This is a genomic window from Clostridium fermenticellae (genome assembly GCF_003600355.1).
Classification (GTDB): Bacteria; Bacillota; Clostridia; order Clostridiales; family Clostridiaceae; genus Clostridium_AV; species Clostridium_AV fermenticellae.
Genome location: NZ_CP032416.1, coordinates 2,364,227 through 2,389,133 on the forward strand (window position 1 = coordinate 2,364,227; position 24,907 = coordinate 2,389,133).

At 32.1% G+C, this 24,907-nt stretch carries 25 protein-coding genes; all 25 read right to left on the reverse strand.

The window, feature by feature from the left end; all coding sequences use genetic code 11:
• Positions 1-27: 27 nt before the first annotated feature.
• The 25 genes from D4Z93_RS11015 to D4Z93_RS11135 all read right to left on the reverse strand — a co-directional run bounded on the left by D4Z93_RS11015 (position 28) and on the right by D4Z93_RS11135 (position 24,905).
• Positions 28-870, reverse strand: coding sequence for a GHMP family kinase ATP-binding protein (locus D4Z93_RS11015; protein ID WP_119973522.1), 843 nt, complete (start codon positions 868-870; stop codon positions 28-30).
• The gene (locus D4Z93_RS11020; RefSeq protein ID WP_119973523.1) at positions 860-1,645 is read right to left on the reverse strand and encodes a cobalt-precorrin-6A reductase; all 786 of its coding nucleotides are present in this window, start codon (positions 1,643-1,645) and stop codon (positions 860-862) included. The genes D4Z93_RS11015 and D4Z93_RS11020 overlap by 11 nt, the downstream gene beginning before the upstream one ends.
• A 33-nt stretch (positions 1,646-1,678) precedes the next feature.
• A complete protein-coding gene (locus D4Z93_RS11025; protein ID WP_199798440.1) occupies positions 1,679-2,485 on the reverse strand; it encodes a sirohydrochlorin cobaltochelatase in 807 nt (268 codons plus the stop codon).
• Positions 2,485-3,213 (reverse strand): precorrin-3B C(17)-methyltransferase, encoded by a 729-nt coding sequence (gene cobJ, locus D4Z93_RS11030; protein ID WP_119973527.1) that lies wholly within the window; start codon positions 3,211-3,213, stop codon positions 2,485-2,487. The genes D4Z93_RS11025 and cobJ overlap by 1 nt, the downstream gene beginning before the upstream one ends.
• Before the next feature lie 33 nt (positions 3,214-3,246).
• Positions 3,247-4,233 carry a cobalt-precorrin 5A hydrolase gene (gene cbiG / locus D4Z93_RS11035; RefSeq protein WP_119973528.1) on the reverse strand — a complete coding sequence of 329 codons (987 nt, stop codon included), beginning with the start codon at positions 4,231-4,233 and terminating at the stop codon, positions 3,247-3,249.
• A complete protein-coding gene (gene cobM, locus D4Z93_RS11040) occupies positions 4,214-4,990 on the reverse strand; it encodes a precorrin-4 C(11)-methyltransferase (RefSeq protein ID WP_119973530.1) in 777 nt (258 codons plus the stop codon). Before cobM ends, cbiG begins: the two co-directional genes overlap by 20 nt.
• A 10-nt stretch (positions 4,991-5,000) precedes the next feature.
• Positions 5,001-5,684, reverse strand: a complete 684-nt coding sequence (locus D4Z93_RS11045) for a cobalt-factor II C(20)-methyltransferase (protein WP_119973532.1) — start codon at positions 5,682-5,684, stop codon at positions 5,001-5,003.
• Positions 5,677-6,261: a precorrin-6Y C5,15-methyltransferase (decarboxylating) subunit CbiT gene (gene cbiT / locus D4Z93_RS11050; protein WP_119973534.1), complete on the reverse strand. Its 585-nt coding sequence runs from the start codon at positions 6,259-6,261 to the stop codon at positions 5,677-5,679. Before cbiT ends, D4Z93_RS11045 begins: the two co-directional genes overlap by 8 nt.
• 24 nt (positions 6,262-6,285) lie before the next feature.
• Positions 6,286-6,906 carry a precorrin-6y C5,15-methyltransferase (decarboxylating) subunit CbiE gene (gene cbiE, locus D4Z93_RS11055; RefSeq protein ID WP_119973536.1) on the reverse strand — a complete coding sequence of 207 codons (621 nt, stop codon included), beginning with the start codon at positions 6,904-6,906 and terminating at the stop codon, positions 6,286-6,288.
• 19 nt (positions 6,907-6,925) lie between these two features.
• Entirely contained in the window at positions 6,926-8,014 is a 1,089-nt protein-coding gene (gene cbiD, locus D4Z93_RS11060) for a cobalt-precorrin-5B (C(1))-methyltransferase CbiD (protein WP_119973538.1), read from the reverse strand.
• A gap of 18 nt (positions 8,015-8,032) precedes the next feature.
• Positions 8,033-8,656: a precorrin-8X methylmutase gene (locus D4Z93_RS11065; RefSeq protein WP_119973539.1), complete on the reverse strand. Its 624-nt coding sequence runs from the start codon at positions 8,654-8,656 to the stop codon at positions 8,033-8,035.
• A 16-nt stretch (positions 8,657-8,672) separates the two neighbouring features.
• Positions 8,673-9,740: a nicotinate-nucleotide--dimethylbenzimidazole phosphoribosyltransferase gene (cobT, locus tag D4Z93_RS11070; RefSeq protein ID WP_119973541.1), complete on the reverse strand. Its 1,068-nt coding sequence runs from the start codon at positions 9,738-9,740 to the stop codon at positions 8,673-8,675.
• 16 nt (positions 9,741-9,756) lie between these two features.
• Complete coding sequence (locus D4Z93_RS11075) at positions 9,757-11,088, reverse strand: cobyrinic acid a,c-diamide synthase CobB (RefSeq protein WP_119973543.1); 1,332 nt, start codon at positions 11,086-11,088, stop codon at positions 9,757-9,759.
• A gap of 18 nt (positions 11,089-11,106) precedes the next feature.
• A complete protein-coding gene (hemB, locus tag D4Z93_RS11080; protein WP_119973544.1) occupies positions 11,107-12,075 on the reverse strand; it encodes a porphobilinogen synthase in 969 nt (322 codons plus the stop codon).
• A gap of 43 nt (positions 12,076-12,118) precedes the next feature.
• On the reverse strand, positions 12,119-13,579 hold the full coding sequence (cobA, locus tag D4Z93_RS11085; protein ID WP_119973546.1) for a uroporphyrinogen-III C-methyltransferase: 1,461 nt from the start codon (positions 13,577-13,579) through the stop codon (positions 12,119-12,121).
• A 13-nt stretch (positions 13,580-13,592) separates the two neighbouring features.
• Positions 13,593-14,465 carry a hydroxymethylbilane synthase gene (gene hemC, locus D4Z93_RS11090; RefSeq protein WP_119973548.1) on the reverse strand — a complete coding sequence of 291 codons (873 nt, stop codon included), beginning with the start codon at positions 14,463-14,465 and terminating at the stop codon, positions 13,593-13,595.
• 14 nt (positions 14,466-14,479) lie between these two features.
• Positions 14,480-15,088: an NAD(P)-dependent oxidoreductase gene (locus D4Z93_RS11095; RefSeq protein WP_162920298.1), complete on the reverse strand. Its 609-nt coding sequence runs from the start codon at positions 15,086-15,088 to the stop codon at positions 14,480-14,482.
• 20 nt (positions 15,089-15,108) lie between these two features.
• Positions 15,109-16,176: a pyridoxal phosphate-dependent aminotransferase gene (locus D4Z93_RS11100; RefSeq protein WP_119973552.1), complete on the reverse strand. Its 1,068-nt coding sequence runs from the start codon at positions 16,174-16,176 to the stop codon at positions 15,109-15,111.
• 2 nt (positions 16,177-16,178) lie between these two features.
• Entirely contained in the window at positions 16,179-17,153 is a 975-nt protein-coding gene (gene cbiB, locus D4Z93_RS11105; RefSeq protein ID WP_119973554.1) for an adenosylcobinamide-phosphate synthase CbiB, read from the reverse strand.
• Between the two features lie 26 nt (positions 17,154-17,179).
• Complete coding sequence (locus D4Z93_RS11110) at positions 17,180-18,679, reverse strand: cobyric acid synthase (RefSeq protein ID WP_119973555.1); 1,500 nt, start codon at positions 18,677-18,679, stop codon at positions 17,180-17,182.
• 45 nt (positions 18,680-18,724) lie between these two features.
• Complete coding sequence (locus D4Z93_RS11115; protein WP_119973557.1) at positions 18,725-19,276, reverse strand: NUDIX domain-containing protein; 552 nt, start codon at positions 19,274-19,276, stop codon at positions 18,725-18,727.
• Between the two features lie 22 nt (positions 19,277-19,298).
• Positions 19,299-20,741, reverse strand: a complete 1,443-nt coding sequence (pdxR, locus tag D4Z93_RS11120) for a MocR-like pyridoxine biosynthesis transcription factor PdxR (RefSeq protein WP_119973559.1) — start codon at positions 20,739-20,741, stop codon at positions 19,299-19,301.
• 103 nt (positions 20,742-20,844) lie between these two features.
• The gene (locus tag D4Z93_RS11125) at positions 20,845-21,828 is read right to left on the reverse strand and encodes a dipeptidase (protein WP_119973561.1); all 984 of its coding nucleotides are present in this window, start codon (positions 21,826-21,828) and stop codon (positions 20,845-20,847) included.
• 218 nt (positions 21,829-22,046) lie between these two features.
• Positions 22,047-23,237, reverse strand: a complete 1,191-nt coding sequence (locus D4Z93_RS11130; protein WP_119973563.1) for a D-alanine--D-alanine ligase family protein — start codon at positions 23,235-23,237, stop codon at positions 22,047-22,049.
• A gap of 54 nt (positions 23,238-23,291) precedes the next feature.
• The gene (locus D4Z93_RS11135; protein WP_119973564.1) at positions 23,292-24,905 is read right to left on the reverse strand and encodes a UDP-N-acetylmuramoyl-tripeptide--D-alanyl-D-alanine ligase; all 1,614 of its coding nucleotides are present in this window, start codon (positions 24,903-24,905) and stop codon (positions 23,292-23,294) included.
• Positions 24,906-24,907: the final 2 nt, after the last annotated feature.

Below are 24,907 nucleotides of genomic sequence, written 5' to 3' on the forward strand. Positions count from 1 at the left end.
TTTCATATAGCAATTTTAAAACCCTGTTTATATAATTCTTATTCCCATTAAAGTCTTTAATGAGTATATACTGAACAAATTAGAATAGTTTTTTAAAGTTTTTAAAGCAAATTCTGTTTTTTGCTTGTCATCATATATAATTCCAAGGACGCTGCCACTGTGTGCACCAATGATTCCAAGTCCTCCTGTGTTATTTTTTATCCTAATAATTTCTTCAATCCAATCATACTTAAGCCTTTTTTGATTTCTAAGTATGCTCTCCGTTGACACAAAAGAAAGTTTCTCTGAATTTTTCTCTTGAACAGCCTGTTTTAAATATGGTATTAAATCATCTACATCACTTAAACTTGGAAGAACTCTATTATTAAATTCTACAGTATTCACTATATTCCTTCCTTCAAATGCAAGAATATTATATTTAAAGTAACTGCCTATCTTATAGACTGTATTGCCAAATTTATAATCAAATAAAGTCATTTTGTCATAAATTATGCTGTCTGTCGGTTCAATTCTTATGCATTCATTTTTTAATTCATCTTCATTAAATTGTCTGTCAAACATTTTTATCAAACAATAATAAAGTGCACAAAGATCGGCTGTACTGCTTGCCATTCCCTTACCACATGGTATATCAGAATTTATTTCTATATCCATATTCTTATAAAGACCTTCAAGATTCCACTCCTTCAATACATTGTATAGAAATATAGATGATTTTTCATACTTGTTCTTGTTTGTAGGATTGTTTGTCTCGTATATTTTAACATTAGTATAAACATTAACAGGACAGGACAGCAGCATATCATGTCCACTTACTTTGCCCTGAATCACTTCTCCAAAGCTTCCGGGATATCTGACTTTAGCCTCCATAAAATACACCCTTCACTTCTTTTTTTATAAAATTTACAGCCTCTTCTTCACTATAAAATACATTTTTGTAATTACCTTTTTTTCTCCCTATTACTATTGCATATATGTCATTATCAATACACGATTTTATCTTTTCAAAGGTGCCTCCTTGAATTCCACTGTCCTTCATTATCATAGCCCTTACATCATACTCTCTTATAAAACTGCAATTTAAATCATAGCTTATAGGTCCTTTGATTGCTATTATGTCATCTACACTTATTCCATTCTGGTAACATTCAGATATAGCCTTAGCCGAAGGCAGAACTCTATGTATCATTCTATTTTTTATGTTTAAAGATAATATTTTTTTTATATTTCTGCTTCCACTTGTATTTAATACATTCCCATCTATATCTTTTAACACACTTTTAAGTTCCTCATAACCATTTATTTTAAGTATATGTGAATTACTTCCAAATTTATTTAGACAAGAAGGTCTCTCATACCTTAAATATTTTATCTTCAGAATTTCACACGCTTTAATTGCATTTTGTGTGATTTCTATGGCATATGGGTGGGATGCATCTAAAAGTATGTTCACCTTATTTTTTCTAAAAGTATATATTAAATCTTCGAATTTTAAAGGTTCTGTATTTAAGACCTTATATTTATAATTTTCAAGAAGTTGTCCTCCATAATTTGTCGCAGTAGATACAAATATATCATTGGTAAATCCATTTAAAAGCGACAATATCTTTTTTCCCTCTGACGTACCTAAAATTAATCCTATCATAAATAATAATCTCCCCATTTGAAAAATCCATGACTATTTTTCAAGCATTGGATTCCCATCTATAGAATCTAAAATGTGATGTATATATATTTGTTGAAATGCCTTATTTTCTCCTAGCCCATGCATATAAAGACTTACTTTAAATCCATGCTTTTCAAGTATATTCTTCCATGAATCATCACGATTTCCTGCCATATCATTAATAGCATGATCGCCAGCCACCAACATGAATGGCATAAGCATAACTTCTTTTATGTTTCTTTCTTCAAGCTTCGATATTACTTGCTTAAGCATAGGGTATCCTTCTACTGTAGCTACATATACATTACCAGGTTTTGCCTCATCCAATATATATTGAAGTAATGCATAAGCTGCATTTATCGGATGTTCTGAACCATGTCCCATTAATATTACACAATTGTTTTTTTCTAATTTAGGAATCTGTTTCTTTAATGCCTCCACTGTTTTGAAATAATCTTCAGTTCTATATAGCATCGGCCTTCCAAGAACAAATTTTTCAAAATCATCTTTATAAATTCGCACTTTATCAACAATTTTATTGTACTCATCTCCAGGCATTATATGAAGCGGTTGAATATAAACCTCATCAAAACCATCATCTTTCAACTTTTTAAGTGCTTCCTGTGGTGTATCTATAACAATATTTTTTTCTGCCTTTAATTTTTTTATTATAATATATGATGTAAACGCCCTTCTTACCTCATAGTCCTTAAAACTCTCTCTTATAGCATTTTCAGTACTTTCTATACATGATTCAAATGCTGTCTTTATACTAGTTCCAAAGCTTACAACTAATATGGCTTTTTTATTCATATAAATCATCCTTTTCTATTAATATTGTATCCTCTGGGTGTTATGAATTCTCCATTTTTAACAAAACTTAAACTATTCCCGATTATAACTATTGAGAGCATATCAACACCGAAATCATCAAATGTATCAAGTGTAAATATTTTATATTTTTGTTCATTTCTCAACGCATTTTTTACAACTGCCGCAGGTGTATCTCCTTTTCTATAATTTTTTATTATATTGATACATTCCATTAAATAATTCGGTCTTCCCTTGCTTCGCGGATTATAAAGTGATATTACAAAATCACCTTTTGCGGCAAATTCAACTCTCTTCTTTATGATTTCATATGGAGTCATAAGATCGCTTAAACTTATATTACAGTTGTCATGCATAAGTGGTGCTCCCAATATAGATGCCGCCGATGATGAAGCAGTAACTCCCGGTATTATTTCTACATCCTCATCTTTTTTAAGTTCTAATATAAGTCCTGCCATTCCATATATTCCAGCATCTCCAGTACTTATTATTGATACAGTATTGTCTTTTGAAAGCTCAAGTGCCTTTTTGCATCTTTCAATTTCTCCATGCATTCCTGTTGAAAATACAATCTTATCCTTAATTAAATCACCTATAAGTTCAATATATTTAGTATATCCAACTATAACATCACTTTTTTTTATTACATCAAGGGCCTTTATTGTCATATATTCAAGCCCTCCAGGTCCTATGCTGACTACATACAGTTTTCCCATAAACTTTAAACCTCCTTTCTAATAAATTTGGCTTCAAAGTACACCCATACACACAGTCATACCCTGTAATTTTATCTTAACTGTTACAGGTTTTGCTCCTACAATTTCAACACAAGGTTCACATACAGATCTTACACCTATAGTCTTTTCTACAAAGTCACTGCCTTCATATTTATATTGGATTTTTTTTATATCATGAAGACTACAAATTCTGAATTCAGCATCAAAATAATCTGCAAGATTAATTATTGCCTGTTCATCTTTTTTTATCTCAACTGTAGAAATAATCTTAACTGATCGGGTATCTATATTGTACTGTCTTAAAAACTCTAAAACTCTATTTTTCATATCCATAAATTCAAAGTTCTTTCTGCAGCCTATTCCAAGAACAATATCCTTTCTTATCAGCTTCAAAATTGACTGTCCTTTAAATTCACTAAAATCGTCCTTTAAGTTATGTGTTACATATACTAATCCATCAGCATCATTTAAACTTTCCTCATATCCTTTTGGCAAAGCTATCAGATTCCTAAGATCCATAAAAGCAACCCTTTTTTTATCAACTAAAAGTGATGAAATATCTTTAACATTTTTAAGATTATCAATTACGAGTTTATTTTTTTTAGCAATAGTATCCGGCGCCTCTACTCCCATATTATCTGTTGCAGTTGTTATAACAGGCACTGCTGAAAGTAGCTTAGAGACTTCAAGTGTCAATTCATTTGCACCGCCTAAATGCCCGCTTAAAAGACTTATAACAAACTTGGCAGCACTATCTACGACCAAAATTGCAGGATCTTTATCTTTACTTATAATATAAGGTGCACATGCCCTTACCGCTATACCTGTAGAACTTACAAATATTACTGCATCGTATAGACTAATGATATCCTTGATTATATTGTTAATCCCCTTATTTTTTACATCAGATTTTTTAAACAGAACTGCATCAAATTTACTTTTAATTTTTTGAGAAATAGTATCTCCGCTATTTGTAACGCTAATTACCGCTATCTTCATTTTTACTTCCTCTAAACATGTGGGAAAAGTTTTCATCGTAAAGGAGACTATTATCGTATCTGCAGTCTATAAAATCACCAACTAATATTTGCGCCGTTCTTGTTATATTTGCATCCTTGACTTTTTTAGATATATCATCAAGAGTTCCCACAACACACTTCTGATCTCCCCATGTTGCCCTTTGAATAACTGCAACAGGTACATTTCTTCCGTAACCTTTCCTTAGTTTTGATACTACCTTATCTATCATTCCAACTGAAAGGAATAATGCCATAGAGGCTCCTATTGATGCAAGTCTTTCAAGATCCTCATTTTGTGGAACAGGTGTCCTGCCTTCCGCACGTGTGAGTATAACCGTCTGGCTTACATTTGGAAGAGTAAATTCCCTGTTTATTGCCGCAGCTGCTGCTGTAAATGAACTAACACCCGGAACTACCTCATATGGTATATTTAATTTTTGGAGTTCATCCATCTGCTCTTTTATTGCCCCATATATCGAAGGATCTCCAGTCTGAAGCCTGACTATCTTTTTACCCTGAAAAAAATAGTTTTTTATTGTACCTATAACTTCCTTTAATGTCATTGATGCAGAATTAAATATTTGAACCTTATCCTTGCAGTATTTAAAATGATCACTGCTCACAAGTGAACCAGCATATATTATAATATCTGCATCCGATATTAAATTTCTGCCTTTTACAGTAATCAAATCAGGATCTCCCGGACCCGCTCCTATAAAGTAAACCAAATTTTTCATATTATGCCTCCTATCTTTTTGCCAAAATCAAAGACATATAATCTTTATTTTTCAGTATTTCTTCTCTAACTCTTAAAATTTGCTGTCCATACCTATAAGCCCTTTTTACGCACACATATTTAAAACCCTTCTTATCTAAAATATCCAGTACTTTTTCTTCTGACTTATATAATTTCATAATAACTACAAATTTTTCATCACGTATAGTATCAACCTTCGATGCTGGTATCACTAAAAGTCCTTCATCACCTATGACTATAGTTTCCCCTGCAGCACTTGCTGCTGCACAGAAAGAAGTTATTCCAGGTATTGTTTCTGTTTTATATCCTTTTTCCTTTATATACCTTAATAGATATATATATGTACTGTAAATAAATGGATCTCCTATCGTAAGAAATGCCACATCCTTTCCTTCCATTAGCTTCTCTTCTATTGATTTAAATGCAAGATATACCTTATCCTCCTGGTCCTTACTCCCCATAGGAAAATGTTTTATAATAACCTCTTTTCCCTCACCTATAAAATCCTTAACCGTATTTAAAGCTATACTTTTGCCATTTTCATGTGCAGATGGTGCAACAATTACATCAGCCTTTTTTATAGTATTAACTGCCTTTAAAGTGAGCAGTTCTGCATCCCCGGGTCCAACGCCTATACCATACAAGATCCCAGATTTTACAGATTCATTACTCATGTTTATTCCCCCCGGTTTTTCTACCTGACAAAATAAATACACTATTATTTGCCGTCATCATATAAGTATCCTGCCTTACTCTGCTTATTCCGACTTGTATACATTCTACATCATAGCAAAGTTTCCTAAGAATACTCATAGCTTTATATAGATTGTCAAGTGTAATAAAATTCAAAACTATTTTTCCATTGCATTTAAGCTTTAAAGAATATTCTCTTATTATATCTTCTATATTTCCACCACTTCCACCTATGAATACAGCATCAAATTCACCTTTTACACTATCCTTTACTTTAATTGCCTCTCCTTCTATTATGTTAAGATTTTTTACATTGAATTTTTTCATGTTCATTTCTATAAGTTCTACTGCATCCTTCTCTTTTTCAATTGCCACAACTTCTCCAGAAACACATTCTCTGGCGGCTTGAATGCTAATTGACCCAGTTCCTGCCCCCACATCGAGAACTCTGGAAGCTTCCTCAAGTTCCATTTTAGATATACTGAGCATTCTAACTTCTTCCTTTGTCATAGGGATACCATTTTCCCTTATAAATTCAGAATCTTTTATGTAAAACATATCTTTTCCTCTCATACTTAAAATTTAATCTAAATCAAGGTTTTCAATAACTACAACACATAAATCACTGCAGCTTATACCGTTTAGACCTTTTATATAAACCTCTGTTATCTTTTCATCTTCATAAGACAAATTCTCACCTATACACATCTTTGCATTTATGTTACCTCGATTTAATTTATCAATTATATATCCAGGTGAGTGCCTGGCATCAGTAAGCCATATTGATATTTTATTTTTTTCGACTGCCTCCAAAAATTCATCTTCTCTTCCATGAAGACTTCCAAGAAAACTTCCCTGCCAACTCATGCAAAGTTTTGCCATCATATATTGAAACGAACTAATCCCCGGAATAACATGAATTTCTCCATCATAATTATTTTTAATATAATTTGTAATTCCGTAAAAAAGTGGGTCTCCAGATGCTGCTATAGATACAGTTTTATCTTTATACTCATTTATATAATCAATTATTTCGGACAACCTTCTTACAATGATTTTTTTGCCACATAAAAAATGCAAACTATCAATTGCCCTGTGGAATCCAAGTATAACATCTGATTTTTTCATTATATCTACGGCTTTCGGGAGCACATACTCCTCACTTCCCGGCCCTATACCAATTATATATATTCCCACATTAATCCCACCTACTCAAAATAATCTAATCTTTAGCACGAATACTGCTATAAAGCACACCTTTTCCCATTGAATACATTATCACATCTGCTTTTATGGTATTATAAGTATATTGTTCTATCCTATTTTTTATTTTTTCTCCAATATTTTCGTAAAGTTTATCGTATCCTCCTCCAAGAAGTTCAACAGCTCCCTCTGTAGTTTTTTCATTATATACTTTTCTCACTATATTAGTATCTGCACCCATAAGTGCAAGTTCAAGGGCAATTGTCTCCAATCTGACATCACATACCCTGCTGTGAGTATTAAAACATCCAGATGCCAGTTTACACAACTTGCCTATATGTCCTACTACCAGTATCTTAGATATTTTCTTTTCGGAGCATACATTCAAAGCAAATCCTATATAATTTGAGCATATTACCATTTTATCCTTATCTAATCTAAGCTTACATGCCATATTTTCTCCCATACTTCCAAATAAAAGTATAAGATCCTTTTTTCCATTCGCAAACTTTTGGTTTATTTCAAGTTCTATCGACTGTTTCAATGCCTCTTCCGACATAGGAACAACTATTCCTGTAGTTCCCAGAATAGAAATACCGCCAAGTATGTTTAAACGTGGATTAAATGTTTTCCTTGCTATTTCACGGCCTTTAGGAACAAAAATAGTTATCTCCACTCCCGCCCATTTTGGAAGTACTTCTTTAACTTCCTTCTCTATCATTTTTCTTGGAACTGGATTTATAGCATATTCTCCTTTTTTTACATATAGCCCGTCACCGTTCACTATTCCAATTCCTCTTCCACCTTTTAAAACATATCCATTTCTTATCCTTCTGGCCCGGGCCCATATATCTATACCATCTGTAACATCCGGATCATCTCCTGCATCCTTTATCACAGAACATTCAACAAAGCCATCATCTTTTACTATTTGGTCTATATTAATTAAAAGCTCAATTCCACTTGGAGTATCTATATTTATCTCTCTAATTTCTGGTTCAAAGTACAACATCTTAGTCGCAGCTTTTGCGGCAGCTGCTGCACAAGATCCTGTGGTATAACCACATCTCAATTTTTTGCCATCGCAATTTACATACATATCAAACATAACTACACACCTAGATTCCTATCTCAATATAATATACATAAGAGCATTTACAATAGCTGCAGCAACACCGCTGCCTCCCTTTCTTCCCCTCACTGTTATCATCGGAGTATTTAGCTTTTCTATCTCAATTTTTGATTCTGCTGCTCCCACAAATCCAATTGGAGCCCCAATTATAAATTCCGGTGAAGCCTGCCCTTTAAGTGTAAGCTCCTTTAATTTGAAAAGTGCAGTAGGTGCATTTCCAAACACAAAAAACTTAACCCCCTCACTGCACGCTTTTTCAACTGCCGCCATAGAACGTGTTATCCCCTTTTCTTTGGCTTCTTTAAAAACATCTTCCCGCGATACAAAACATTCTACACTACAGTTTAGTCTTTTAATCGCATTTTTATTTATACCGGATGCTGCCATATTAGTATCAGTATATATTGTAACTCCACTTTTTAAAAGTTCAATTGCCTTCTCAATTGATCTTTCTCTTATATAAATTAAATCTTTATATTCAAAATCAGCTGTTGTATGTATGACTCTTTTCACTATTTTAAGTTCTGTATCTGAAAAATTGTGTGCTCCCATTTCTTTTCCTATTATATCAAAACTTTTCTTTTCAATTTCCATCGGGCTCTTAATATAATCTTTCATAAAACTATTCTCCAATCTATCTTATATCTATATAAAAATCCTTATTTATAGTTGCCTCCTCAAATGTAGCCATATTATTGATTGTATAAATTGCAGATTCTATTATATTAAAGGCAAGTGGACAACCAGTTCCCTCACCAAGTCTCATTCTTAAATTAAGCATTGGACTTAATTTAAGTTCTTTCATCATATAAATAGAACCCGGTTCTAAAGAACAATGTGATGGAAACATAAAGTCTCTCACGTACTCGCACAATCTGTATGCACAAATTGCCGCTGCTGAAGATATAAATCCATCTATTACAATTGGTACTCTATTTTTAGCAGCCGATAAAAAACATCCACAGAGTCCTGCTATATCAAACCCACCAACCTTTGAAATAACATCAATCGGATCATTTCTATCAGGATTGTTTATATATATGGCTCTCTTAATTACATTTTTTTTATTTACAAGCTGTTCTTCTGTAAGACCAGCTCCCTTTCCAACGACAGTTTCTACTGATATTTTAGAAAGAACACTTAATACTGCCGAACTGGTACTTGTGTTACATATGCCCATTTCTCCTGTTCCAAAGAGATCATATCCCTTTTTAACCAGTTCATCTGTAACTTCAATTCCAGCTTCTATAGCTCTAACAGCTTCTTCACGTGTCATTGCTGGCCCCTTTGCCATATTTTTAGTTCCATAAGCTATTTTTTTGTCTATAATTTTAGAATTATCAAAATCGCCCTTCACCCCAATATCAACTACAGTAATATCTGCATTATTGACCTTAGACAGAGTACATATTCCCGTTATTCCTCTTGTAAAATTATTTGTAACTGTCATAGTTGACTTTTGTTCACAATTGCTTACTCCCTCTTCCCACACTCCATTATCTGCACACATTATAATTGTATCTTTTTTGTGTATTTCATTATAGACCTTACCTGTAATCCCGGCTATTTTGGCGGCTATTTCTTCAAGTTCACCCAGACTGCCTATAGGTTTTGTTAAATTATCTATCCTAACCCATGCTTTTTTTACTGCTTCCGCGTCCTGTGGTTTAATTGACTTAATTGTTTCTTCTAATAAACCCATAATCTTTATTTCCCCTCTACACATCAGTAAGATGATCTAACATATCTAAATTTCCAAAAAAGTGGACATGTGCATAACTAGCTAATGTATTACGTTTTAAATATCCACATTTCCACACCTTAAGTGAATTATCGTACTTCCGTTTTGTAACATCATAAATTGTATTTTCCTTTAAATTTACATAAGATTTGTGAAATTCATGGCAATTTATAGTCATACTGCATGGCAGTATATTATTACTTTCACGAACCTTTATGGACGCATATCCAAAATTCTGCAGTTTCTTTGTCATGTGAGTCTCCCCATTAAAGAAGCCAACCATTTCAAAGGTTTTATCTCCATCTATATTTTGTATACCCTGTGTCAAATACATGAGGCCTCCACATTCTGCATAACATCTTAAACCATTCTCAAGTTTACCTTTTACACTTAAAAGCATATCTTTATTGTAACTTAACTCACTCGCAAATACCTCTGGATACCCTCCGCCAATATACATAAAATTAGTATTTTCCGGAAGTTTTTTATCCTTAAGAGGACTGAAAAACTCAACCTCTCCTATTTCTTTTAGCAATTCAATATTTTCAGTATAATAAAAGCTGAATGCCCTGTCATACGGTACAGCTATCCTCAATCTTTTATTTTTCATGTGGTAATTATCATTGTTTTTAAAATCACCTGATTTTTTAAAACACCTGACTAATTTATCCACATCAACATATTTAAGCACAAGTTCACTGCATACATCTATTTTTTCATTTAAATCCTCTATTTCACTGCTTTGCACAAGTCCCAGATGCCTGCTTTTTAAAACAAGCTTATCATTTTTAGGTATAAATCCCAGCACATCTACACTACAGTTCTTATTAACAACCGCATTTACAAGCTCATAATAGCTTTGGGTTATATTATTAAATATTATTCCTGCTATATTTATATCTTCGAAATTTACAATTCCATTTATCTCTGCACATAATGTTGTGCTTTGAGCTTTAGGTGATATAACAAGTATTACCGGAAGACCCAGAGTTTTTGCAACATGGGCTGTAGAATATTTTGAATCTATTAAAAGCCCATCATATAACCCCATAACTCCCTCTACAATTCCAAGGTCACCATTTCCCCTGCTAAATGAAGCTTTTACACCATCTTCTCCCATAAAATATAAATCAAGATTTCTGGATGGTCTGTTTGTTATAAATGTGTGGAAGGCAGGATCTATATAATCCGGTCCCACCTTATATCCTTGTACACTAAATCCTTTTTTCATAAGAGCCCGCATAATTCCCAAAGTTACTGTAGTCTTTCCTCCCCCACTTCTATCGGAGGATATAATTATACTTTTCATAGTTTTCCACCTCAATAACTATTCTTCTCTAAGCCATTTACAGGCATCAAGTGCAAAATATGTTATTATCATATTAGCACCAGCCCTTTTAATTGAAGTGAGCATCTCCATTGCAACTGCTTTTTCATCTATATATCCCATTTCTGCCGCAGCTTTAACCATTGCATATTCACCACTTACGTTGTAAGCTGCAATCGGAAGATCATATCTATCTCTTGCTAATCTCACCACATCAAGATATGACATAGCCGGTTTAACCATTATTATATCTGCTCCTTCATTTATATCATCCTCTATTTCAAGCATAGCCTCTCTTACATTAGCCGGATCCATCTGATAGCTCTTTCTATTACCAAACTTAGGTGCCGAATTCGCAGCCTCTCTAAATGGACCGTAAAATGCAGAACAATATTTTGCACTATACGACATTATAGGTACATTCTTAAATCCATTTTCATCTAAAATATTTCTTATTAAAAGCACCCTTCCATCCATCATATCTGAAGGTGCAACCATATCCGCACCCGATTTTGCATGTGATAATGCAATTTTTGCTATATATTCTAATGTATCGTCATTATCGACTTCATGTCCATGAATTATTCCGCAGTGGCCATGGCTTGTATACTCACACATGCACACATCTGTTATAACATAAAGCTCTGGTGCTAAAGCTTTAATTTTTTTAACTGCCCTCTGCACTATACCATTTTCCTCAAATGCCGGGGTTGCTACTTCATCTTTATGATCGGGAATACCAAATAAAATAACACCCTTTACTCCTAATTGTTTAACTTTTTCTATTATATCGTCGAGCATATCTATTGAATAATGATAATTGCCTTTAAGTGATGATATTTCACTTTTTATATTGTGTCCTTCAACCACAAATATAGGATATATAAAATCATTTGGGTTTAAAACTGTCTCTCTTACCATATCTCTTATAGTAGAATTAGCTCTTAATCTTCTGTGTCTCTTAAACATAATCGAATTTACCTCTCTTCACAGTAGTTATTTTAATCTAAAATTATTTTAATTCTTTAAGTTTATCTAAGATGCCATCCACATTATACTTTTCACAGGTAACATAATCAATATCAAAACTTTTCAAGGTTCTGCCAGTTATAGGGCCTATAGATATTACCTTTTTCTTCTTTATACTTTCAAGTCCAATTAACTTAACTGAATTTTTTACAGTACTTGGACTTGTGAAGACTATTATATCTACATCATCAATACAAATATTATCCGGCATCTGTCCTAATGAAACTTCGTATGTAAAACACTCATCTACGATGCATCCTATGTCTTTTAGTGCCTCAGCTAAATAAGGTCTTGAATTTGATGATCTTGGTAAAAATATTTTATCACTTTGACTTACTACACTCTTCATCTTTTCAAATAAACTTTCCGCAACAAATTTTTCCGAAGTAATTTTAGGTACTATACCTCTCTTCATTATTTCATTTCCAGTTGCAGGACCTATCGCTGCAAATTCTGCCTTTATTTTTCTTATATCATATTTTATACTGATTAAAAAATTGAAAAATGCCTTAACTCCATTGACACTAGTTAATACTATGTAATCATAATCCGAAAGTTTTTCTATATATTTTTTTAGATTATAGTTTGTGCTATTTATTACTATAGAATTTATTTCAGTAACCTCTGCTCCCAAATCACTTAACTGTTCTCTTAATTTCTTTGCCTGAGGTTTAGCTCGGGTTATACATATGTTTTTACCAAACAGTGGTTTATTTTCATACCAATCAAGCTTATCATTAAACTTAACAACTTCCCCAATAACAATTATACACGGTGAATTTATTCCATTTTCCATTGCGAGTTTTTCAATGTTTCCTAAATTGCCAACTACCTTTTTTTGTTTCGATGTTGTTCCTCTCATGATAACAGCGCAATTAGTCTTTATATTCATATCATTTTCAATCAATTTTGTACATATAGTATGTAGATTGTTGAATCCCATTAAAAATATAAGTGTTCCACCAATCTTAGATACTGACTCCCAATTTATATCAAGTTTGCCGGCAGTCTTTCCTGTAAATACATGGAAACCTCTGGCTATTTTCCTATAAGTTACTGGTATACCCGCATAATTTAAAACTGATATAGAAGAAGATATTCCTGGAATAACTTCGAATTCTAACCCTTCTTCTGTAAGTCTTAATGCTTCTTCTCCTCCTCTCCCGAAAATATAGGGATCTCCTCCTTTTATCCTTCCAACTGTATGGCCGCTCTTTGCTAGTTTTACAAGCATATCATTTATTTCATCCTGTGTTTTATAATGACATCCAGGCTCTTTTCCACAATAATATATCTCACAATTCCTATTTACATATCTTAGAATTCCACACCCTGCTAACCTGTCATACATAACAGCTGTACACTCTTTTAATTTTCTTATAGCTTTAACTGTTATAAGTTCAGCATCACCTGGTCCTGAACCAATAAGATATACCTTTCCCATCTCATATTTCCTCCTACGCTTCTATTATCTTTTCTGCAAGTTTTCTTCCCAAATATATATAATCTTCTTTGTTACCGCTTATATCCTTTTTAATTAGCCTATTATTTATATAAAATATACCAGTTATATGCATAATATTTCCTTGGATTAGCGCATTTGCACCTATAGTTGATTTACAATCACCATTAAGTCTTCTCATAAAACTTCTTTCAGCTTCAACACAAATTTCTGATTCATAATCACTTAGAGATTTTAGTATTTTTTCATTTTTATTACCTTTTTTTATCTCTATCCCAAGTGCTCCCTGTCCAACAGCTGGTATCATCTCATCTAATTTAAAATAATCCGTTATCATATAATCCATATTCATCCTCTTAAGTCCTGACACCGCTAAAATAATGCCATCCAGATTCTGATCCTTCATTTTTCTGATTCTCGTTTGAACATTTCCCCTTAAAGGAACTATTCTAATATCAGGTCTCAAACACTTTAATTGAGCCGATCGCCTGTTACTACTTGTACCAACTACAGCTCCCTTTTTTAAGTTATTAAAACTAATATCAGTTGAAGAAATAAAGGCATCTCTTGGATCTTCCCTTTTAAGAACTGCTATTATTTCAAACGATGGTGGTACATCAAATGGAATATCCTTCATACTGTGCACTGCTGCATCAGTCTCATCTTTGATAAGAGCATCCTCGATTTCTTTTATAAAAAGCCCCTTGCCTCCAATTTCACTTAATGAAACATCACGCAGTTTATCTCCCATAGTATTCATAAGGACCTTTTCAGATAAAATATTATATTTTTCCTTTAACATTTTCATTACTATCTCTGTTTGTATCTGGGCCAACTTACTTTTTCTAGATGCAATTTTCAATCTCATATAAATCATCACCTTTAACTAAATAAATCACTATAAAATAATCTTAAAATAATATGATGCTTTTTCTTTTTATAAAAGAAGTAAAAATCATCAGAACATACAAATTCCATAATTTTTCCTTTCATACTACAATCCTTAAGCTCTGCCCTAAGAGATGAAGTATATTTTAAGAAATCATCATAACAACTGAAATTTTCTTTTACTTTGTCTGCCATATATACAGATGCTCTGGGATTTGGAGATACCATATGTATTCCTATTTCCATTTGTTCTGTATTTCTCTGACATGGAACTACAGCATTTCCATTTTTAGCATCTGCGCAATCTATATACATCTTAAAATCCGTATTGCAGTCTCTTTTTATTTTCTCATTGACTTCTTTAGAACTTGTAGCAATTATAACTAAGTGTTTATCTCTTATATACTTTTTTTTATATTTATCTCTTATAAATATCAATTGTTCTGGATTTTTATGTTTCAATTCAATAAGTTCTATACAAAAATCAACAGATAATAAATAAACCTTACATTTCTTTTCAATAATGGTCCTGGTTTTTATTAATGCAGCTCTGCCCCCGCCAACTATTATTATATTAACTCTTTTCGGTAACAGAGAAATCATAAAATATTTCTCCATAATTTTTAGCACACCCCTTTAACCGTTCCTCCCTTAAGAACATTTATAAGCCTTGAATTACTCTCTCTATCCTTTATTGCAAAACGTACAAAACTATTATCAAGCCCCCTGAAATTATCACATTTCCTTACAGCAATATAATTTTTCATGCAAATATCGTATAATTTGTTACAATCTATGTACTTTAGCTTACACAGTATAAAATTACTATAGGTTTCATAAGCTTTTTCTATGATATCTAAATTATTTAAAGAAGTAATCATAAAATTTCTCTCTTCAGATATCCATTTAAGTGATTTTGTTATATAATCCTTATCACTTAGGGAGTACTTTACTGCAATCTCTGCAAAGCAATTCACATTCCAGGGGTTTTGGCTTTTTTTTATACTATTTATAAAATCAATATCGCCGCTTATTCCGTATCCAAATCGTATACCTGGCATAGCAAAAAATTTTGTAATAGCTCTTATTACAAATATACATTTATACTTTTTAACAAGTCTTGTAAAATCAAATCCGTTTTCTGCGGTAAATTCGATAAATGCCTCATCTATAATTATTTTTTTATTATTTGATTCACAGAAATCTAAAATAGGCACAAATTTACTGACATCTATAATACCACCACTAGGATTATTGGGATTGCCTATAATAAGTGCATCTAAAAACTCCATTTTTGAATATATATCTTCATAATTATAACTCATATCATCTTTTAACTCAGAAAAGCTTATTTTGCAATTCCACTTAACAGCATTTTTCTCATATTCAATAAATGAAGGTACTGGTATACAAATACTTTTAATTCTACCTATTACCTGATCTATAATTTCCGAAGCACCATTACCAAGAACAATATTTTCATTGCAAATGCCATTTTTAACGTAGTTCACAATATATTTTTTTAAAAACCTGTATTTGATATCTGGATATACCTGTACTGACTTTAATGCCTCATTTATATTATTCTTAAACTTAAGAGGCACTCCGAGTGGATTTATGTTCGAACTAAAATCAAGTATTTTTTTCCCTTTTAATATGCCTTCAGTATATATGTCCCCACCATGTTCCAAATCTACCACTCCTTTAAAACGAAAAATATTGATGTATAAAGTATTATTACTAATACTTCAGATAAATACATCAATTTTATACATGAACTTATATGTTCAGGATTAAGTTCTTTTACCTTATTACCGATTGTTGGCTTTTTAACTATTTCTCCAAAATATATGTTAGTTCCGCCTATTTGTATTCCCATTGCACCAGCCGCCGCAGCCTCCGGATAGGCACAATTCGGGCTCTTATGATTTCTTCTGTCTCTCACCATAATCTTTAAACTGTAGACCGGATTTCCCTTTACAAATATAGAAGCTATACAAATCAAAATTCCAGTTATTCTAGACGGGAAAAAATTAGCTATATCATCAACCTTGGCAGGAAAAAATCCTATATATTTATATTTTTCATTCATATATCCAAGCATGGAATCCATTGTATTTATCCCTTTATACATCATAGCACAGGGTGTGCCAAATAATATTCCATATAAAAGAGGAGCTATTACGCCATCTGACGTATTCTCTGCCACAGTTTCAATATCCGCCCTTATTACTTCTTGATAACTTAAATTTTGAGTATCTCTCCCAACTATATACGAAAGTTTCTTTCGTGCATCATCTATATCACCATTTTTCAATGCAAAATAAACTTTTCGTGCTTCATCTTTTAAACATTTAGCTGCTATTGTTGTCCACATTAAACTTATATTAATTATATGATACAAAACTGGAATGCGCATTGATACTTTCAGTATCACAAAAGGAATTATGAAACTGCAAAAAGCCACTATGACTACAATTATCCCGCCAAACAATTTTAAAGCCAGATTACTTTTACATTTCTTTCTTCCTACTTTTTCTAATATAGATATTAATCTTCCTATATATATAACCGGGTGTGGAAACCATAACGGATCTCCAATCATCCAATCTATAATCACTGCTGCCAGTATATCTAAAAAGTTATTCAACAAAAATGACAAATACAATCTGTACCACCTCGCGCAAAATACACTTATTTAATTTTAACAATATCATATATTTTATTCATATCTATACTATTTCTAATTATATCTGCCAATTTATTTAAATTAGATTCTCTTAAATCTTCATACACATTGGATCTCTTTAATTTAATATTTTTTAAAGATCTTATGTTATTTAAAATATATTCTCTAAATTCAGCGGCATCAAATATTCCATGTATATACGTCCCCATAATACTGCCATTTTTATTCATTGCTCCTTCTTCTAAATCAACTTTTTTATCATTTTTACTTAATATCTTAAACATGGGTTCTACATCTTCACCATATGCACATGTGCCCATATGAATTTCATATCCATGAATATCAATTTTTCTTAACCCATCTAATGTATTTAATTCATGTATACTTTGTGCATTTACTCTTGTTGTAACCTTCTCCTTCTCAAATATGGTATCAATATCTAAAAGACCTATACCTTTAATCATTTCAATATTTGTTTCAGTCTTGTACTCATCTTTTAAAGATCTTCCAAGCATTTGGTACCCCCCGCATATTCCAAGAATAATACCGTGCCCTGCATATCTTTTTATGTACTCTTCAATACCATTTTTTCTGATTTCAAGTAAATCTTCTATGGTATTCTTACTGCCAGGTATTATAAGCAAATCCGGATCTCCAAATTCTTCAGGAGTTTCTACAAATCTAACAGATACATCATCTTCACTTTTAAGTGCATCAAAATCTGTAAAATTAGATATGTGTGGAAGTTTTATAACAGCAATATCAATAGGTGCTGTTATCTTTTTATTAAATTCTACCGCACCATCTTCCTCCTCTAAGTCTAAATAAAAATATGGAACAACTCCAAGACAGGGAATTTTAATTATATCTTCAAGCATGTCAAGCCCCGGCTTTAAAATTTCTACATCTCCCCTGAATTTATTTATTATAGTGCCTTTTACTCTGCGTTTTTCATCATCACTAAGTAAGAGCATAGTACCTGCAAGAGATGCAAATACACCTCCCTTATCTATGTCACCTGCCAAAACTACGGGAGCATCACAAATTTCGGCCATTCCCATGTTAACTATATCTCTGTCTCTTAAGTTTATTTCTGCCGGACTTCCTGCTCCCTCCATAACTACTATATCAAATCTGCTCTCTATATCTGAAAAATGCTCTTTGAGCATATCTTTAAATTCAAGCTTCATGTTATGATACTGCATAGCAGTACTGTTTCCATAAACCTTACCATTAACTATTATCTGGCACCTTTTATCAGATGTTGGTTTCAAAAGTATTGGATTCATATAAACTTCCGGTTCAAGTCCAGCTGCGTACGCTTGAAGCACTTGTGCCCTTCCCATTTCTTTTCCATCCAATGTTATATATGAATTGAGTGCCATATTTTGAGACTTAAAAGGACAAACAGAATATCCATCTTGTTTAAATATTCTGCAGAGTGCCGCAACAAGTATACTTTTTCCAACAGATGATCCAGTACCTTGAATCATAATTTTACTCATGAAAGTTCCCCCATTTACAGTGTAATTATTCTATTTAAAAAGCTTTTAACATACAGTATCTCCAAACACATACCATGGTCCAATTCCTATGGCAGTACCTATTTTCTGTTCTTGTCTCAAAAAATTTACTACATCATTTCTCTTAACACGAATCACTTCAATCTCTTCTTCTTCCTCTAAACATTGTACCGGATTCTTATTTTCTTCCATTTTTTCATCAATCTCAACAGACACTAAATTTACAGTATCAGTTAAAAGCGCCGGATTTGAATAAAGAGTTGGGCTTATTTTTTTCACTTTTCCATGATAACCGGTTTCCTCTGATAATTCTCTAATAGCCTCTTTTTCCAGATCATCATTCTCCACAAGACCTGCCGGAAAACCTATTACAAAATTATTTATTGCAGGCCTATACTGCTTTATAAATATATATGTATTTGAAGGTATAAGCTTCGGTATTATAACTACTGTTTTAGTTGTATTTGTTCTCTCTATGCTCTCCCATTTTACCTCTTTTCCATTTTTATTCGTATATGCAGTCTGTTTTAAGGACAACCATTTTCCATTATATAATATAGTATTATCTACATGCTTCATAAAATCTCTCCTTCATTCTAAATTATACCTTTAATTCTTTTACTACATCACCTATTATTTTAAATCCACGCTCTATTTCATTAATACTTACTCGTGAAAATCCTAATCTGAAAGTATCATTTCTAGAATGGTCTGTGTAAAATATATCTCCAGGGGTAAAGATAACTCCTCTTTCACAGCATATTTTTAGAACGTTTCTTGCATTCACACCTTCAAGCTTAATAAAAATATGAAGTCCTCCCTCACCATATACCTTTGCATCCGGTATATATTTATCCGCACATTTTAGTACAAATTCATATTTTTCTTTGTAAACCTTTCTTGCTTTTCTTATGTATTTCTCAAAATTACCACTCTCAAGATATTCATACAGCACCGCTTGATCTAAAAATGATGTATGAATATTTCTGCTCCTCTTAACACTTTCAAGATAACCTATAAACTCTTGATCAGCCATTATCCATCCTATTCTTATCCCGGGAAATAATATTTTTGAAAGACTCCCAACATACAATACACTATTGCCATTATCACTAAGTGCCATTATTGGAGCTATGTGAGATCCCATATATCTTAATTCCTCATTAAAGCCATCTTCTATTATTGGTACATTATACTCCTTAAGTAAATTATAGACCTTGATTCGTTTATCTGCCGACATTACAATTCCCGTAGGATTATGATATGAAGGTATCAGGTATGCAATTTTAAACTTATTTTGAGATAGTGTATTCTTAAGTTCATCTAAATTAACTCCATCATTATCAAGTTTTACACCATGTATATTAAGATTATGAAGTTTCATTATCTTTATTGCCGTATCATGTGTTGGATTTTCACATATAATGTTATCACCATCATTTAAGATACTTGACAGGATTATATCGAAACCTTCAGTAAATCCATTAGTAATGAGTATATCCTTATTTTTTATATTAACTCCTTTATTCTCCATGTATTTTAACAGATACTTTATAAGCGGACTATATCCTTTAGCATACCCATAATTAAGTATTTTCTCCCCCTCTATTGACATACGATTTAAAAAAGCTTTTTTAAATTCCCCAACTTCAAATAAGTTTTCGTCTGGCGCTATACTTTTAAAAGAAATCATTCCCTTCTTCCACTTTGCCTCATGTTTCACTGTATCAAACTTTTCAGCATTTTTAGCATACGAATTAATCATTTTTGTCCAATCAACCTTCCACATACTCTGATGCTTTATCTGAACATCTGAAACAAAAGCTCCTTTACCTATCTTCATATATATAAACCCTTCATCTCTTAGTGTTTCATAAGCACATACTATAGTATTTCTGCTTACACTTAAAAGAGAAGAAAGTTCTCTAGTAGAGGGAAGCTTTTCATCTTTTCTTATCATTCCCTTTAAAATCATACTTTTTATATAATCTTTTATCTGTATGTATACAGGCGTTTTTCTATTCAGCTTAATATCGTTAAACACATACTTCACCTCTAAATATTATATAATAGCTAAAGTATATCACATTATAATAAAAAACACCTGTTTTCAAACAAGTGTTTTTATCTTAAAACTAAATATTAGATTATTTTACTATCTCTTTAATTATTCTTTCCATATTTTTATAAGCTATTTTTTCTAAATCACAGTCTTTATATCCTCTTTTAGATAAGATATCCAGAAGGTTAGGTATTCTAGATGCATCCTCCAATCCCGGAGTTAATACTGTGCCACTTTCTTCAAATGAGGATGTTGTACTTGATTCAAGGAAGTCACAGAAGTCAAATCCAAATCCTATGTGGTCTATTCCTATAAGATTTGCTATATAATCAATATGATCTGCTAATTTTTCGGCAGATGGTTTATCTTTATCAATAAAATCAGGCCAAGCATTCATTCCTATTACTCCACCACGTTCACCAATTGCCTTAATTTGATCATCCTTTAAATTTCTAGCCGCATTACATACTGAATAAGCATTGGAATGAGATGCTATAAATGGTTTAGTAGTATTCTCATATATATCCCAGAAAGTCTTCTCATTTGCATGTGATACATCAACTATCATTCCAAGGCTTTCCATTCTATTTACAACCTCTACACCTAATTTCGTAAGCCCTCTGTTCTTGTTAGGACTGAGTACTCCCGTTGCAAACTCATTTTCCTCATTCCAGGTTAACATTGCATGCCTTACACCAAACTTATACATTGCATTTATAAAGTTTGCATTATCTTTAAAACCGCTTATGCCTTCCATTCCTATCAATATTGCAAGTTTATTCTGATCCTTCAATTTTGAAAAATCATCATAGCTGTATACAATTCCACCATATTCTTTTAAATCTTCTATTTCCTCAGCTACATAACCCATTATTTGAAGCATCCTAGATGTTGGATCTTGATCAGTATATGGTGGATCTATCCATATACCAAGTATAGAAGCCTGAACTCCTCCCTTTTTTAATCTATCCAAATGGTATTTTTTTATTATATCTTTATCTCCTGCTGATCTTTTAATAGTAACATCTGTAAATATATCAGAATGTCCGTCAAAAACTTTTAACACCATAATTCACCCCTCTTCAATATATTGATGATAAGATAAATATACACCTATATAAATATATTGTAAAATTTTGATTTCGATAAATTTTTTCATTATATTGAAATATATCATTAATATTATCATTATTACTATTATTCTCATGATTTTTACAATAAAAACAGCATACCTTCATTTTTCTGAAAGTATACTGCCCAATATCTAAAATATTACATTAATAAAATCTACTTAGAAATCTTTGCTCCACCTGCTTTGCCTGAACTTGCCTTTACTAAAACCTGCGAATCAAATGTATATATATTTTTGTTACGTTCTTTATGCGCTTCTATTCCATACTGTATCAATTTATCTATGAGTTCTGTAAATTTGATTCCAACAGGTTCCCACAGATAAAAAGCCACTGAACCCGGCATTGTATTTATCTCATTTACAAAAACTTTACCTGTGGACTTATCTATCATGAAATCTATTCTGGAAACTCCGGAGCAATCCAAAACCTTGAATACTTTTTTGGATAGTTCTTGAATTTCTTTTGTTTGTTCATCAGGAATAGGTGCCGGTATTCTTCTGACAGTACTCTGCATACCTTTTGAACTTCCCTGTCTCAGATATTTATCATCATAACTTAAAAAATCTTCCCATGATACAGGCTGCTCGCAAACTGAAGATATAACTTGCTCATTACCTATAGTCGAACAGTTTATTTCTATTAAATTGTCAACACCTTCTTCAACTATTATCTTTCTATCATAATTAATAGCAATATCTATTGCATCTATCAGACCTTCTCTATTCTTTGCTTTACTTATTCCAATACTTGAGCCAAGATTTGCAGGTTTTACAAACATAGGATACTTTAATTTTTCCTCTATCTTATCAACTACAGCTTCACTATTTTCCTCATATTGACTTCTTAAGAACCACGTGTAATTAACAATTGGAATATCATTTGCTTTAAATATATCTTTCATTATAATTTTATCCATGCCTACAGCAGAACCAGTAACACCACTTCCCACATATGGTATATTTGCTAGGTGAAAAAATCCCTGTATAGTTCCATCCTCACCGTGCATACCATGGAATGCAGGGAAAACTACATCTACATCTATTGATTCTGGTTCTTTTTTAAACAAACTTGTTTTCATAGGATATATATACAACCTGCTCATTGATGGTATAGGCGGCATAAATACTTTCTGACACTTTGATATAAGAGATGGCATATCCTTATAATTCTTTACATCACATAATGCCTCTCCTGTATACCAATCACCTTTTTTATCTACATATACGGGTATTGCATTATACTTTGACTTATCTATATTTTCAACAACTTGAAGTCCTGTTATGATTGAGATTTCATGTTCAACTGAACGTCCTCCAAACATAACTGCTACATTTATTTTTGACATAATATTTCCTCCTAAAATCAATCTAATTATTTATTTTTATAATATAGTGAACGCTTATTCATTGTAATTATCAGTCAGGTCATTCTCAAATAAAACAATATCACCAATTTTTGAAATCTTGCTAAATTTCTGTGTTGCTTCATCAAGTGTCGCTGTAACTATTATCCTGTCATGCGGGAAATTTTCTTCCTTAAGTCCTTCCAATATTGGTTTTGTTCTCTTTATTCCAACCAAGATAGCATAATCACAACATTTAGCCATAATCTTTCCAAACTTTTTATTCTCCTCATATTCTATATCTCCAAGTTCAACCATTCCAGGTGTTATAACTATTTTTCTTCCACCTGTTAATTCTTTTATTGTTTCAAGAGCCTCCTTAGACCCACTTGGATTTGAATTAAAAGCGTCATCTATCACTGTTAATCCATTATTGGTATCAAGTATTTGAAGTCTGTGCGGCACAGGTTCTATTCTCTTTATGCCCCTTTTTATTTGTTCAGGCGTAAGTCCGAGTTTTAGTGCTATACAAGCACCCGCAAGAATGTTACTTACATTAACTTTACCTAAAAGCTTCGTATTACATTCAATTTCAAGTCCATCTGAACCTTTTATAGTAAACATAAGACCCTTCTTAGAAACTTTTATATTTTCTGCCCTTAAAAATACTCCCCCGGCATTTTCAGTATTTTCTATACTATAACCATACTTCTGAATTTTAGTTTTATCCCACATTTTTTTGCAGTACTCATTGTCCATATTTAATACTGCCATACCATCTTCAGGTAATGCTTCTATTAACTCATATTTTGTATTTGCAATGTTTTCCATGGTTTTAAACGTTGCAAGATGCTGTGGCCCAATAGTAGTTATTATTCCTATAGATGGATGTGCTATATCACACAGCTCTTTTATATCTCCTATATTTCTTGCACCCATTTCACACACAAATACCTCATGCTGCCTTGTAAGATCTTCCCTTATTACCTTTGTTATACCCATAGGTGTATTAAAACTAGAAGGTGTCATAAGGGTATTATACTTTTCAGATAATATTGTCTTCACAAAATACTTAGTACTAGTCTTACCATAACTCCCTGTAATACCTATAACCTTCAAATTATCCATTGATGATATTTTCTTTGCAGCATCCTTTTTAAATCCCATTTGTATATGCATTTCTATAGGATAATTTATCCTGGAAGAAATAAGCATTACGAGCCATATAAAAAATTGTATTACCGCAAGACAAAGTAAAAATTGTATTAAATCATCACTTATAAAAAATCCAATAAGCATAAATATTACAATAAGAATACAATTAGTAGTAAATAATCTTGAAGCCCTTGGTGTAAATACAAGTGGTTTCTTAGCCTTGACATTACTCTTTCTCATAATAGAAATTATTGTATCCAGCACAATCCATCCTATTATAGCAGTACACACAATTGCTATATTATAATTATAAAAGGATACTATAAACATTATAAAACAAAATATTAACTGAAATACATTTGAAATGATTATGGATCTCATATTAGTTTTAACCCACCACCAATACTGGATAGGTTTGTAACCTTCAAGCTGTGCCATATGAAGCTGTTTTTTTACTTCTGAATAACACATGTAAATGAAATATAAGACAATAATTGCATATAACGCTAACTCCATAT